The 13,715-nt window shown below is 54.0% G+C and carries 13 protein-coding genes; 7 read left to right on the top strand and 6 right to left on the bottom strand.

Annotated elements, in window-relative coordinates; all coding sequences use genetic code 11:
- The first annotated feature begins 107 nt into the window (after positions 1 to 107).
- Both ppsA and rraA read left to right on the top strand, forming a co-directional pair.
- Positions 108 to 2,444: a phosphoenolpyruvate synthase gene (gene ppsA, locus VOI14_RS15370; RefSeq protein ID WP_416361441.1), complete on the top strand. Its 2,337-nt coding sequence runs from the start codon at positions 108 to 110 to the stop codon at positions 2,442 to 2,444.
- 29 nt (positions 2,445 to 2,473) lie between these two features.
- Positions 2,474 to 2,953 (top strand): ribonuclease E activity regulator RraA, encoded by a 480-nt coding sequence (gene rraA / locus VOI14_RS15365; RefSeq protein WP_114333427.1) that lies wholly within the window; start codon positions 2,474 to 2,476, stop codon positions 2,951 to 2,953.
- 66 nt (positions 2,954 to 3,019) lie between these two features.
- On the opposite strand, the gene VOI14_RS15360 is transcribed toward rraA, so the two are convergent.
- The 3 genes from VOI14_RS15360 to VOI14_RS15350 form a co-directional block, all read right to left on the bottom strand.
- Complete coding sequence (locus VOI14_RS15360) at positions 3,020 to 3,307, bottom strand: PilZ domain-containing protein (protein ID WP_323752919.1); 288 nt, start codon at positions 3,305 to 3,307, stop codon at positions 3,020 to 3,022.
- Positions 3,308 to 3,309: 2 nt separating this feature from the next.
- A complete protein-coding gene (locus tag VOI14_RS15355; RefSeq protein WP_323752918.1) occupies positions 3,310 to 3,978 on the bottom strand; it encodes a TIGR04211 family SH3 domain-containing protein in 669 nt (222 codons plus the stop codon).
- Positions 3,979 to 4,119: 141 nt separating this feature from the next.
- Positions 4,120 to 4,419: a YciI family protein gene (locus VOI14_RS15350; protein ID WP_323752917.1), complete on the bottom strand. Its 300-nt coding sequence runs from the start codon at positions 4,417 to 4,419 to the stop codon at positions 4,120 to 4,122.
- Between the two features lie 91 nt (positions 4,420 to 4,510).
- Between VOI14_RS15350 and VOI14_RS15345 the strand changes: the two genes are divergently transcribed.
- Positions 4,511 to 5,377, top strand: a complete 867-nt coding sequence (locus VOI14_RS15345; protein ID WP_323752916.1) for a PHP domain-containing protein — start codon at positions 4,511 to 4,513, stop codon at positions 5,375 to 5,377.
- A 1-nt stretch (position 5,378) separates the two neighbouring features.
- Here VOI14_RS15345 and VOI14_RS15340 read toward each other — a convergent pair whose 3' ends face one another.
- Positions 5,379 to 5,921 (bottom strand): YecA family protein, encoded by a 543-nt coding sequence (locus tag VOI14_RS15340; RefSeq protein ID WP_323752915.1) that lies wholly within the window; start codon positions 5,919 to 5,921, stop codon positions 5,379 to 5,381.
- Between the two features lie 2 nt (positions 5,922 to 5,923).
- Complete coding sequence (gene rne, locus VOI14_RS15335; protein WP_323752914.1) at positions 5,924 to 8,983, bottom strand: ribonuclease E; 3,060 nt, start codon at positions 8,981 to 8,983, stop codon at positions 5,924 to 5,926.
- Between the two features lie 607 nt (positions 8,984 to 9,590).
- On the opposite strand from rne, the gene rluC reads away from it, so the two are divergent.
- From rluC to VOI14_RS15320, 3 genes are read left to right on the top strand one after another with little or no spacing between them, the layout of a single operon-like run.
- Positions 9,591 to 10,658 carry a 23S rRNA pseudouridine(955/2504/2580) synthase RluC gene (rluC, locus tag VOI14_RS15330; RefSeq protein ID WP_323752913.1) on the top strand — a complete coding sequence of 356 codons (1,068 nt, stop codon included), beginning with the start codon at positions 9,591 to 9,593 and terminating at the stop codon, positions 10,656 to 10,658.
- Complete coding sequence (locus VOI14_RS15325) at positions 10,655 to 11,302, top strand: HAD-IA family hydrolase (protein WP_323752912.1); 648 nt, start codon at positions 10,655 to 10,657, stop codon at positions 11,300 to 11,302. The genes rluC and VOI14_RS15325 overlap by 4 nt, the downstream gene beginning before the upstream one ends.
- 39 nt (positions 11,303 to 11,341) lie before the next feature.
- Positions 11,342 to 12,340, top strand: a complete 999-nt coding sequence (locus VOI14_RS15320) for a S49 family peptidase (RefSeq protein WP_323752911.1) — start codon at positions 11,342 to 11,344, stop codon at positions 12,338 to 12,340.
- Between the two features lie 19 nt (positions 12,341 to 12,359).
- Here the strand turns inward: VOI14_RS15320 and VOI14_RS15315 are convergent, their stop codons facing one another.
- On the bottom strand, positions 12,360 to 12,953 hold the full coding sequence (locus VOI14_RS15315; protein WP_323752910.1) for a Maf family protein: 594 nt from the start codon (positions 12,951 to 12,953) through the stop codon (positions 12,360 to 12,362).
- A 137-nt stretch (positions 12,954 to 13,090) separates the two neighbouring features.
- Here VOI14_RS15315 and VOI14_RS15310 point away from each other — a divergent pair, with 137 nt between their 5' ends.
- Entirely contained in the window at positions 13,091 to 13,648 is a 558-nt protein-coding gene (locus tag VOI14_RS15310) for a YceD family protein (protein ID WP_323752909.1), read from the top strand.
- The last annotated feature ends 67 nt before the right edge of the window (positions 13,649 to 13,715 follow it).

Here is a 13,715-nt window from a genome sequence, read left to right as displayed (position 1 = left end):
CCGCAGCTTACAGTATTATACTCGCCAGTTTCGAGACTCCGCGCCACTCAAGATACAAGGGAGACCACGCTTTGGAAGATTACATTATCTGGTTTGACCACCTAGGAATGTCCGATGTTGACCGTGTTGGGGGCAAAAACGCGTCCCTCGGTGAAATGATCAGTAATCTGGCCAATGCAGGTGTTACCGTCCCAGGCGGTTTTGCCACTACAGCACATGCATACCGGGAGTTTCTGGCGACTGACGGGCTGAAAGAGCGTATCGATCAGGCTCTGGATGCGCTGGATGTTAATGACGTCAATGAGTTGGCCCGGGTTGGCTCACAGATTCGCCAGTGGGTGATCGATACCGATTTCCCTGAGCCGCTGGAAAAAGCGCTCAAAGAAGCCTACGAGAATCTCCGCGCGGGCAACGACACCATGGCCGTGGCGGTGCGTTCTTCTGCAACTGCCGAAGATCTTCCAGACGCTTCGTTCGCGGGTCAGCAGGAAACCTTCCTGAACGTGGTAGGCCTTGAGCAGGTGCGCACGTCGGTAAAAGAAGTGTTTGCCTCTTTGTTCAATGACCGCGCCATTTCTTACCGGGTTCATCACGGCTTTGACCACAAGCTGGTTGCGCTGTCTGCCGGTATCCAGAAAATGGTTCGCAGTGAAACGGCATCCAGTGGCGTTATGTTTACGCTGGATACCGAATCCGGTTTCCGGGACGTCGTGTTTATTACGTCTTCTTATGGCTTGGGTGAAACCGTTGTTCAGGGCGCCGTTAACCCTGACGAATTTTACGTTCATAAACCCACGTTAGCCGCTGGACGCCCATCCGTGCTGCGCCGGAATCTCGGTAGCAAAGCCATCAAGATGGTTTATCACACAGAGCCGGGTGAAGGTAAGTTTGTTGAAACCGTGAAGGTGGACATGGAAGAGCGCTCACGCTTCTCCATCACCGATGCGGAAGTAGAAGAATTGGCCAAGCAGGCCATGATCATCGAGAAGCACTACCAGCGTCCGATGGATATCGAATGGGCGAAAGACGGTGACGACGGCAAGATTTACATTGTCCAGGCTCGTCCGGAAACCGTTAAGAGCCGCGCCTCTGCCAACGTGATGGAGCGTTACCTGCTGAAAGAAACCGGCAAGGTACTGATCGAAGGCCGCAGTATCGGCCACAAAATCGGCAGTGGCCCCGTAAAAATTATTACCAGCATCAACGAAATGGACCGTGTTCAGCCCGGTGATGTTCTCGTAACCGATATGACAGACCCGGATTGGGAGCCTGTCATGAAGCGTGCGTCTGCCATTGTTACCGATCGTGGTGGCCGTACCTGTCACGCGGCGATCATTGCCCGTGAGCTGGGTATTCCGGCGGTAGTGGGCTGTGGCGACGCCACCGAAGAATTGAAAGATGGTCAGAACGTGACCGTTTCCTGCGCGGAAGGGGATACCGGCTTTATTTACGAAGGCGCCCTGGATTTCGAACTGCGTGAGAACACCGTTGATTCCATGCCGAACATTCCGTTCAAGATTATGATGAACGTAGGCAACCCGGACCGTGCATTCGATTTCCAATCGCTGCCCAGCGAAGGTGTGGGTTTAGCCCGTCTGGAATTCATTATCAACCGTATGATCGGTGTCCATCCGAAGGCCTTGTTGAACTATGACGGCCTGCCGGGTGACATCAAGCAGACTGTCGACAAGCGTATTTCCGGTTACAGTTCACCGGTTGATTTCTATGTCGATAAGCTGGTTGAAGGCATCTCCACTCTGGCGGCGGCGTTCGCTCCGAAGAAGGTGATCGTTCGGTTGTCGGACTTCAAATCGAATGAGTACGCCAACTTGATTGGCGGCACCTTGTACGAGCCGGATGAGGAAAACCCGATGCTTGGCTTCCGAGGTGCGTCTCGCTACATCTCGGAAACCTTCCGTGATTGCTTCGAACTGGAGTGCCGCGCACTGAAGAAAGTGCGTGATGAAATGGGCTTTACCAACGTTGAGGTCATGGTTCCGTTTGTCCGGACGGTCGGAGAAGCAGAGCAAGTTGTGCAGTTGCTGGCTGAGAACGGCCTGAAGCGTGGAGAGAATGGCCTGCGCGTGATCATGATGTGTGAGCTGCCTGCCAACGCTATTCTTGCTGAGCAGTTCCTGGAGCACTTTGACGGCTTCTCGATAGGCTCGAACGATTTGACGCAGCTGACTCTGGGGCTCGATCGAGATTCCGGCATCATTGCCCATCTGTTTGACGAGCGAAACGATGCGGTCAAGGCCCTGTTGTCCAGCGCTATTCAAGCCTGTCGGAAAGCTGACAAGTACATTGGCATCTGTGGTCAGGGCCCATCGGATCATCCTGATCTGGCCAAGTGGCTGATGGATGAGGGTATCGATACGGTATCTTTGAACCCGGATTCCGTTCTGGATACCTGGTTCTTCCTGGCTGACGAAAAAATTGACTGAACTGCAAAACGGGAAAGGAGAACGAGAACGTGAGCAACATTATTACTCCGGATCTGTGTGATGAGTTTCCGGAAGTGCAGGTTGTAGAGCCTGGCTTCAATAATTACGGTGGCATCCGTCAGTTCGGTGGCGAAATCGTGACGGTGAAGTGCTTCGAAGACAACTCTGTGGTCAAAGAGCAGGTAGGCCTGCCCGGCAATGGCCGTGTGATGGTTGTCGACGGTGGTGCTTCAAAGCGCAATGCATTGCTGGGTGATATGCTGGCGGAGAAAGCGGCCGAGAATGGCTGGGCCGGATTGATCATCTATGGTTGCATTCGTGATGTTGACGAGATTGGTCAGACCAAGCTGGGCGTTCAGGCGCTGGGTACGGTGCCGCGTAAGACGGAAAAGCGCAATATTGGTGACCTGAACATCCCGGTTACCTTCCATGGCGTGACCTTCCATCCGGGTCAGTATGTCTATGCCGATAACAACGGCATCATCGTATCCGAGAAGCCTCTGGTATAAGACTGGGTTTTCTCAGCGGATAAAAAAACGGCGACCCATCGAGTCGCCGTTTTTTTGCTAGAGGTTTTATCGGACTTCAAGGATGTTGATGCCCAAAATGTACCCCGAGTCGTCCGGTGCGCAGCGTAGAACTTCTCCGACTGTTTCAAGAGGAGGGAATTGGTCCCCTGCGGCTTCCATGACGGTTTTCAATTCTGCGCCAACCGGAAAAGGGCGATCAACCTGGAGCTGCATACCTGCGGCGCTGAGGTCTTGGCAAATTCCAGTGATACTTTCACCGTTACTGTCAGTGATCTGGATTTTACTGTTGACCTGCATCCGGTAAAAATCACGCTTTTCCGAATAGTCTTTCATGGTTAGGCCCAGTTATCGGTTTTCCGAGTCGGCTTGAGCATAGGAATAATCAGTGCCAGCAGCACGCCGCCAAAGACCAGTCCGGCTCCTAGGAGCATGAAATCGGACTCGCGGCCAGCTTCCAAACGCTCGTTTTCTGCGGTCAGTATTTCCAGATCGTTTCGCAATTTCTGGTTTTCTTCACGCAGTTCGCGACTGCGACGTTCCAAATTGATGGAGTCTGCCGCAATGCTTTTGATTTTGGTAAGTTCATCTTGTAGATTTTCGGTCTGGTTGGCCAGATTGTTTTCCGCGTTTTGTAGAGTGTCACGCTCTGTGGTTACCGCGGTCAGTTGCTCTCTCAGGTTGGCAACGTCTTGTTTCGCTTTTTCCAGTTCGCGGGTAGCGCGAGCCAGCTGATCTTTGGCAACTGGGGTCTTGCTGATGTACTGAGAGGAAACCCAGCCAACGGTGCCTTTCGGAGTGCGAACTTTCGAGTACCCTTCCTGGCTTTCGATCAACTCAAGAGGTGTGCCTGTTGGTACCGCATTCTCGATGATTCGGAACTGAGTACCGGCGCCCGATCGAACGGGGAGGTAGAGTTGGTCGTCAACCCACACGGTTCGCGCCTGAGCTACGGAAATGGAGCTAATGATAAGAAGAAGGCTTAGAGCAAGGCGGAGCGGTGTCACTGGTTGCATTCCCTGAGTTTGACGATAGTAAGATTATATAAGGCAGCAATTTTGTCACAGCTTGACCGGTATTCAAGCAGTCGCGCGTTACAATCCGCTCATGCTGTGTGCGGCCGCTTATATTGCGCTGCCTTGTAGTGGTTAAGGTAATACGACTTTGTACGGTTTTACGGTGACCGATTGGTAGACGCCGGCCTCAACGTACGGATCTGCGTCTGCCCAAGCTTGTGCTGATTCTAGAGAGTCGAATTCGGCAATGACCAAACTGCCGGTAAAACCGGATTCTCCCGGGGCCTCAGTATCAATCGCTGGGTGAGGGCCGGCCACGAGTAGACGGCCTTCTGCTTTTAATGCTTCCAGGCGAGCGAGGTGTGCCGGGCGCGCCTGCTTGCGAAGTGCCAGACTGTTCGAAACGTCTTCGCTCATAATAGCGTAGTACATAGAGTGCTCCAATGTTGGTTGGTCGGGCCAGTGTTAGGGCGTGCAGCGCAAGGCTGATACACTGGTAGCCACATTCTTATCAGGATTGGTTGTGACTATACCTCAAGACCCAAAACCATGCATTGATCTGCATTGCCATAGCACCGCCTCTGATGGCGCCCTCGCACCGGCAGAGCTGGTTGCCCGTGCTGTTGAAAAGGGTGTGAGCCATCTTGCTCTGACTGACCACGATTCGATTGCTGGGCTGCCGGAAGCGAAAGAGGCTGCCGCAGCAGGCGGACTAACGCTGATTAACGGTGTTGAATTATCGTGTGTATGGCGCACGTACACCATTCACGTGGTGGGGCTCGATTTTGACGAAACCAGTCCGGCATTTCTGCAGGCGTTGTCGCTTCAAAATGAAAACCGCTGGGAGCGAGCTCGTATCATTGCGGATAAGCTGTCCCGCCTGAAGGTTGACGCCCTGCTTGAAAAGGCGACGGCGCTGGCTGGTGGTGATGTACCGGGTCGTCCACATTTCGCTCAGGCACTGGTGGATGCAGAAGTGGTTCCGAAGGTGGCTCATGCGTTTAAACGCCATCTCGGAGCGGGTAAGCCTGGCGATGTGAAGGCCTGTTGGCCGGAACTGAGTGAGGTGCTGCAATGGATTCGAGACGCCGGCGGCATTGCCGTGCTGGCACACCCGCGCAAGTACAAGCTGTCCGCCACCCGGTTGCGGGAGTTAGTGAGCGATTTTGGTAAAGCGGGCGGGCGTGCGATTGAGGTTTCTATTGCCGGCCAATCCAGCGGCGATTTGGGTTTTGTAGCGGAGCTTACGAGGCGAGAGGGTTTGCTGGCTTCCCAAGGCAGCGATTTTCATTTCCCGGGAGCGGGTTGGTGTGAGCTTGGCCGTATAACAAAAATGCCAGAAGGGCTGGAGCCCGTCTGGCATCATTTCCGTGAACCTGTTCGCGGGTAACTTACTCCGGCGAGTGGAACAACAGGTACAGGTCTGTCAATGAGTCAGGGATGGCTTCTGCCATCCGGCCTGCAACTTGTTCGTCTTCACGAGCGCGCTGGAAGTCTTCGTCTTCGAACAGTCCAGAGAGTGTCAGGATCGGCACCATCAGGTCTGCTACTTCCTCTTCAGCGGCTGCTTCCATCCACTTATCTTCGTTTTCGAGGAAGGTTTCGACGAAGCCCGCGCACCAGTTTTCCAGTGCGTTCATCGGGTCACCGTCTTCTGGCTCAGGAAGTTCCAGCGCGTGACCCATATCCAGAGATTGGGTCATATCACGGGTAAGGCTGCTGACGCACTGAGCGAAGACCTCCGGCACCTTGCCATCCGGCAGGGTGTCGGAGCCAGTGGCCAGGCGGAAGAGGTCTTCCACCTGCAGATTGACCGGTCCGATCACGCTGGCACAGACAGCTCCGTGCAGACCGAAGAAGTCCAGGGCATCATCACCCCAAGGTTCTGCAAAGAGGATGTCTTCCAATGCTTCGATGTCGGAATTGGTCAGCATAATCAATTATCCTCGGCCTTTTTGGCTTGTTCGGCCGCTCGCTGGCGCTTGCGGACTTCTCTTGGATCGTTGTAAGCGCGGCCTGGAGTCACCGGCACGTCGATAGCGCTGGTTGCTTCCGGCTTGGCTGGCTCGGGCTTCGGCTCGCTTTCAGCTTTTGCTTCTGGCTTCGGGTCGGTCTTAACGGTTGCTTTTGGCTTTTCCGTGGTTTCAGCTGGCTTCTCAGCCTTCTCAGCCTTCTCAGCCTTCTCAGCCTTCTCAGCCTTCTCAGCCTTCTCAGCCTTCTCAGCCTTCTCAGCCTTTGGGGCTTCGGCTTTAGGTGTTTCAGCTTTGGCGTCGCTGGCTTTTGCTTCCGGGGCAGAGCTAGTCTCTGCTTTTGGAGCTTCTGCCGGCTTGCTGGCTTCTTTGTCTTTGCTGTCAGCTACGGGCTCGCTTGCCTTAGGCGATTCGCTGGCTTGCTCAGCTTTAGTTTCTTTGGCGGCCTGAGGCTTACGCTGGCGAGACGCTGGCTTGCGCTTCTCTGGTTTGCTTTCGTCCGCCTTTGCGTCATCTTTGCTCTCGGAAACAGGCTTGTCCGCTTCGGCTGCTTTCGGTGCCTTGCTATCTTCTTTGGGCGCTGCATCCTGATCTTTGGCTGTAGGCTTGGGTGTTTCCGCCTTTGGCTCGTCAGTGGCAGGCTTGCGCTCTTCAGCTTTAGGGCTTTGCTCGGCCGGCTGTTTGGCCTGAGTCTGGGCGGTAGCGTCTTTAGCTTTAGCCTCAGTTACCGGGGCAGCTTGTGGTGCTGAAGATGGTTTTTCTTCAACGGCTTTTTCTGGCTGCGTGTCTTTTTGATGCTTGTCGCTGCGCTCTGCTTTACGAGCGGCCGGTGTAGAAATCGGTGCTTCAGCAGAAGAGCCGTCACGGTTGCGCTGACGACGCGGCTTGCGGCGTTTGTCGTCAGCCGCTTTGTCGGACGTCGGGGCTTTCGGGCTGGACGGATTGTCGCGGGTGTCCTTTTGCTCCTTCAGATCCTTCTGGTCTTTTGTGTCGCGCTGCGGACGGTTACGACCCTGGCCACGGTTTTGACCTTCTTTGCGACCATCACGCCGGCTGTCGCTGCCCTTGTTATCGGAAGGCTTATCTTGCGGGTTTTGACGTCCCTGAGCACCGCGGTTTTGATCGTCATTCCGGTTAGGGCGATTACGGTTGTTCTGGCGCCGTTCGTTGTTGTTACGGTTGCCTCCGCGCTGGTCATCGCGGGCTACCCGTGATTTCCGGCGATCCTGACGGTCAGGGCGAGCCTGTGGGCGGCGGTTATTGCTGGCATTTTTCGTGGCTTGGTCGTTGCCAGAAGCGGTTTCGGATTCACCGCTAAAGAAGCTCGCGATTTTCTTGCACAGCTTGCGGAACGAGCCTTCGTCAGTTTCTGTCGGTTGAACTTTGGCTGCGACGGCTTTGGCTGCCGGAGCCGGAGCGGGGCGAATTGCTTTAACAGCCGCTTGCTCACGAACAGGTTTTTCGGTGCTTGTTACTTCAACAACGGACTCTTCTTCGCGTTCGTTGTATTCGTGTGCAACCTGATGGCTGGAAACGTGCTCAGGTGAGGCTTCGTCCTGGCGCATGCGAAGGATTTCAAAATGTGGAGTTTCCATGTTCGGGACAGGTGCGACCACAATGGAAACGCCTTGGCGGGCTTCGATGTCTGCCAGCTGCTTGCGCTTTTCGTTCAGCAAGAAGGTTGCAACAGAGACCGGAACCATAGCACGGACTTCTGCCGTTTTTTCCTTAGACGACTCTTCATAGATCAGGCGCATAATGCTCAGCGCCAGAGATTCGATACCTCGGATGGTGCCTTGGCCTTCGCAGCGTGGGCAAACTTCGCTACGGGTTTCGCCCAGTGAAGGGCGTAGACGCTGGCGGGACATTTCGAGCAAGCCGAAGCGAGAAATCTTGCCTACTTGTACACGGGCGCGGTCAATTTCCAACGCTTCGCGCATCTTCTGCTCGACTTCACGTTGGTGCTTGGCCGGTGTCATGTCGATGAAATCGATGACGATCAGGCCGCCCATGTCGCGCAGGCGAAGCTGGCGAGCGATTTCTTCAGCAGCTTCCAAGTTGGTTTGTAGAGCAGTTTCCTCGATGTCGTGACCTTTGGTGGCCCGAGACGAGTTGATATCGATAGAAACCAGAGCTTCAGTTGGGTCGATAACAATGGAGCCACCGGAAGGCAGTTTTACTTCGCGCTGGAAAGCGGTCTCGATCTGGCCTTCGATCTGGTAACGGCTAAATAGAGGGATTTCATCTTTGTACAGCTTGATCTTGTTTTCGAAGGTCGGCATCACGGCGCGAACGAAGCTCAATACATCCTCGTACACAGTGGGTGAGTCGATCAACACTTCGCCGATATCCTGGCGGAGATAATCGCGTACAGCACGGATGATGAGGTTGCTTTCCTGATGGATCAGGAAAGGCGCCTTGCGCTCATCGGCAGCTTGGGTGATGGCTTCCCAGAATTGAACCAGGTAATCGAGGTCCCATTGGAGCTCTTCCGTGGTACGACCAATACCGGCGGTACGTACAATGATGCCCATGGACTTGGGTACCTGTACGCCGTTCATGGCTTCTTTTAGCTGAGCGCGATCTTCACCTTCTATGCGGCGAGAGATACCGCCGGCACGAGGGTTGTTGGGCATTAGCACCAAATAGCGGCCTGCCAGAGAGATAAAGGTGGTCAGGGCTGCGCCCTTATTTCCACGCTCTTCTTTGTCGACCTGAACGATGACTTCCTGACCTTCAGAAAGCACATCCTTGATGTTGATTTTGCCTTCGATCTGACCAGGTGATTTCTTGAAGTATTCTTTGGAAATTTCTTTCAGGGGCAGGAAGCCGTGGCGATCTGCGCCGAAGTCGATGAAGGCCGCTTCAAGGCTGGGCTCGACTCGAGTGATTCTGCCTTTGTAAATGTTGGCTTTTTTCTGTTCGCGGGTGCTGGATTCGATGTCCAGATCAAACAGTCTTTGGCCGTCTACCAGTGCTACGCGCAACTCTTCAGGATGAGTTGCATTGATAAGCATTCTTTTCATGGGAAAAGTGAGTTCCTGTCGTTTGTTAAGACAGGAAACCGGTGACGTTCGCATCAGCGAATCGGGATTTGCGTGCCGCGGGCCCTGAATTAGCAGGGCAGGCCGGCGGCCAGACGAGTCATACCTTTATGGGTTTTGACCCTGTATGTCTGAGACCACCGCTGATTCTTCGGCTGCCTGACGGCAGGGAAAGATCGAATAGGGTGAGTGTCTGTTGACGCATAATATCCGTTTTCAGGTTCACACAATCTCCTAGGTCTCACGTCGTGTTGGTAAGCTGACGGCCCGGTTTTGCGTGGTAGTGATTCTTCGCGATGTTTCCGTCCGACGGTTTCCTGGTCGGTTTTTTTCTTCTCCCGAGTAGGTAACAGCCACTCTATGGTCTGCCCTGTGCGTCGGGAGTTTGTCTCACGCCGGGCCCGGTAATGATTGGGTGTTCGGCGTTCAATCTATTAATCAGTGTCGGTATACTGCTGCCGCTCCGGCTTCTGAACGAAATTCTTCAGGCCGTAGACAAACGGCAGAGCACGTCGGAATATAACAGTAAACCAGTAGCTGTACAATCCTGTATCCAAGCGCCCGGCGCAAGCCGGTAATAAGGTATTTCATGTCTCAGAAACCGGCTTCCCGAAAGCAACCCCCAAAAGCTCGCCCGGCGCGTCGTGCCTCTGAAGGTCATGGGGCCAACTCCAACTCGGCCTCGCAGCCAGTTGGGAAAGTGCAAAAAGGCGTTCAGTTTGTCGAGGTTGATGCGGACATGGCTGGGCAGCGAGTTGACAACTTTCTTCTCGCCCGGCTTCGCGGTGTGCCCAAAAGCATTGTTTACCGTATTGTCCGAAAGGGTGAGGTTCGGGTTAATAAAGGACGGGTGAAGCCCGATACCCGTGTGAATGAGGGTGATGTTGTTCGTATTCCGCCTATTGTTCAGCAGGCGAAGCCCGAGCAGCCGAAGCCGGGCGATCGTGTCCAGAATGTGGTTGAAGCTGCGGTGGTGTTTGAAAATGCTGAAATGTTGGTTGTGAACAAACCGGCGGGCATTGCTGTCCATGGTGGCAGTGGTCTGAGTTTTGGATTGATTGAGGTGTTGCGATCTTCTCGCCCTCAGGCAAAGTTTCTCGAGTTGGTGCATCGCCTGGACCGCGATACCTCGGGGTTGGTGATGGTGGCTAAGAAGCGATCGGCGCTTCGTTTCTTGCAGGATGATTTGCGCCATAAAAGAATGCGTAAGCGTTATCACGCGCTGGTTATTGGTTCTTGGCCGAAAAAACTAACGCGTGTTGCTGAGCCGTTGTTACGCTACGAGATGCCGAACGGTGAGCGTCGGGTGAAGGTGAGCTCAGAGGGTAAGGAGTCTCTCACCTTATATAAATGCTTGACGGATTTTGACGGCTACACCTTGGTAGAGGCTTCGCCGGTGACCGGCAGGACGCATCAGATCAGGGTGCACAGTGCGTGGGGAGGTCATCCGATTGCCGGCGATGATAAGTATATGGACGATGCAAGTTTGAAGGCTTTCAGGAAAATAGGTGGCGAGCGCTTGATGTTGCATGCCCGATCGCTGGAATTTCGAATGCCCGGCACTGAAGAGCCTATGTTTCTGGAGGCGCCGTATGATAAGGCTTTTGGCAAGCTTGTTGATCAACTAACTCGACGCAGTAAAGGTTTGCAGAGATGAATGTAAAAGCGGTGATATTTGATTGGGATGGAACGCTGATTGATTCTGTTGATCACATTGCAGAAAGTCTGCACCAAGCGGCTACGGAGCTTGGTTATCCGAATCTGGAAATTGAAGCCTATCGTGACATTGTTGGATTAGGCATGATTGAGGCCCTTCAGAAGTTGTACCCCGGCGTCAGCGATGGCGAAATTGCCCGCATCAGAGAGGGTTATTCCGGTTACTTCTTTAAAAAGGTAACCACACCCCAGAACGTATTTGATGGTATGGCAGATGTGGTTTCCGATATTCGGACCTCCGGCCGAGGGTGCTCGGTGGCAACCGGGAAGAGTCGGCGGGGGCTAGCTCAGGCGTTGACAACGAGTGGGCTGGGGCATCATTTCGATACCTCTCGCTGTGCCGATGAAACCCGTTCGAAGCCAGACCCTTTGATGCTTGAAGAGATTCTTGAGTTTTACGGTTACCAGCCCGAAGAAGCTGTGATGATCGGTGACACGCACTACGATCTGGAAATGGCGCAGCGAATTGGTATGCCGTCTATTGGAGTTGAGTGGGGTGCCCATTCGAGAGATGTGTTGCAGGGTTGTCAGCCGCACGCGGTGGTGGGCTCGGTTGGGGAGCTGCGTCGAGTGCTCGGGCTTTAAGGTGTTTTTGGTAAGAGTTTGCAAGTTAAGGGATAACTGATGAGTGATTCGGAATCGGGCAGGGGCGGTATTTTTGGTTCGAAGAAGCCGGCGATGCCGCCAGAGTCGAGCCGTGATTGGAAGTTGATCGAAAAGCTGGTGATGTCGCTTCAGGCCGAACAAAAGCGGAGTCGGCGTTGGGGTATCTTTTTCAAGCTGCTCACGTTTGTCTATTTGTTCGCGTTGATTGTGATGATTCGGTCGCCCATTGGTGACGGTATGGGGGTGTCTGCTGAGCAGCATACCGCGTTGGTCGAGCTGACGGGTCCGATAGCCGCCGATGAATTAGCGAGTGCCGATAATTTGGTCGGCGCGTTGCGAGCGGCGTTTGAGGCGGAAACCTCTAAGGCTGTTGTTTTGCGGATAAACAGTCCGGGCGGAAGTCCGGTGCAGTCTGGATATGTTTATGACGAGATCAGGCGACTACGGGAAGAGTACCCTGAGAAGAAAGTGTATGCCGTCATTGCGGATGTAGGGGCTTCCGGGGCCTATTATATCGCTGCGGCGGCTGACGAGATTTATGCTAATCGCGCCAGTCTGGTCGGCTCCATAGGTGTTGTCGCTGGTGGGTTTGGGTTCAATACGCTGATGGAGAAGCTGGGTGTAGAGCGCCGCTTGTACACTGCCGGTGAAAACAAGGCTTTTCTTGATCCCTTCACGCCCGAGCGTGATGAAGATGTGGAATTCTGGCAGAGCGTTCTGGAAAACACCCATAAGCAATTTATTTCAGCCGTCAAGGAAGGTCGTGGTGATCGGCTGGTCGATGACGAAAAGTTGTTCAGTGGTCTGGTATGGAGCGGTCAGCAGGCGCTGGAGCTTGGCTTGATTGATGGTTTGGCTAGTAGCTCCTGGGTGGCGCGAGAAGTGGTTGGCGCCGAGGAGTTGGTGGACTACAGCCGGGGACCTTCGCCTTTCCAGCAGTTTGTGGATCAGCTGGGTGTGTCTTTTGGCGAAGGCGTGGCTGCTCATCTGCTGGAGTTCCGGCTTGAGTTACGCTAGTCGGCCGCTTGATGGTTGGTTAGTCGTTGAGGAGTGAGTTGATCCCAAGCTCACGCAGCATGTCATTAAGTGCGATTAACGGTAGGCCGATGAGGCTGTTTGGGTCTCGGCCTTCCAGGCTGCTGAATAGAGTGATGCCTAAACCTTCCATTTTGAAGCTGCCGGCACAGTCGTAGGGCTTCTCTTTGTTCAGGTAGCCGGTGATTTCGTCTTCCGAAAGGTTTCGAAAGCGCACGATAAAAGGCTCGCAGTGTGTTTTTAGTGTGCCGGTTTGGGTGTCGAGTATGGCCAAGCCGGTGAAAAACTGGACGCTCTGGCCGCTGCTGGCGCTCAGTTGAGTTGTGGCTTGTTCGTGCGAGCCGGGCTTGTTGAGCAGGTTGCCATCGGGGAGGGTGGCTACCTGGTCGGATCCGATAATGAGTGTGTTCGGGTTGTTCGACGCCAGTGCTTGGGCTTTTTGTGTGGCAAGGCGCACGGCGAGTGCTTCGGCGGTCTCGCCTGGCTGGGGGCTTTCGTCGATATCCGGGTTGGCGCAGTCAAAGGGTAGACCCAGCCGTTCCAGCAGTTGTTTGCGATATGGCGATGACGAGGCGAGCAAAATGTTTCGTTTCATAGTGGCCTAAAATTAAGGGGTTCGTTGAGAGAATCGATTGGATTATCGTAGAATACCCCTACTTAAACGGGAAGCCCCGTCAGAAAAGCGATTAAGTCTTTGACAGCAGGCGGTCTCCTCCCTAAAATTGCGCGCCTATGACTAAAGCGCCGAACGCCGAACTTCCAAAATCTGTTGATCCCATACGGTTGGCGGAACAAAAAGTGACACTTGAGGGGGTAATACCGCTCGAGGGTCTTGCTCGTTTTGGAGAAGCGGTAGGTGGCTCGCAGCAGGGCAGCGAATGCCGCGTGAAACTGTCCTTTTATCAGGATGGTGAGCGCCGAAGAGTTGTATCGGGTGAGTTATCTGCACCGGTCACTTTGGTGTGTCAGCGTTGTATGAATGATATGCAGGTTACGCTGACGTCTAGCTTTGATTTGGGTCTGGTCAGCAGTGATGAGCAGGCTCAACGGTTGCCAAAGACGTTGGAGCCGTTCCTTTTTGAGGATTTCACGGCGGACTTGTGGGCAATGGTAGAAGATGAACTTCTTCTGGTGTTGCCGCCGTTCCCGCTTCATGAAAGGGACGAATGCCCGGCTAAGGAAGACCTTGAGGCACTGGAGCCGTCAAACGCCCCTGTCGAGCCTGAGGCAAAGAAAAGAGATGATAATCCGTTCAGCGTGCTGGCGGGTTTCAAGACGACTAAGCATTAACGTTTTCATAAATAGGTCAGGAGTTTAACCATGGCTGTACAGAAGAGTCGCAAGACCCGTTCCAAGC

Origin of the sequence: Marinobacter sp., from assembly GCF_034669625.1 — a bacterium.
Lineage (GTDB): Bacteria > Pseudomonadota > Gammaproteobacteria > Pseudomonadales > Oleiphilaceae > Marinobacter.
This window is presented reverse-complemented; position numbering and strand designations above follow the sequence as displayed.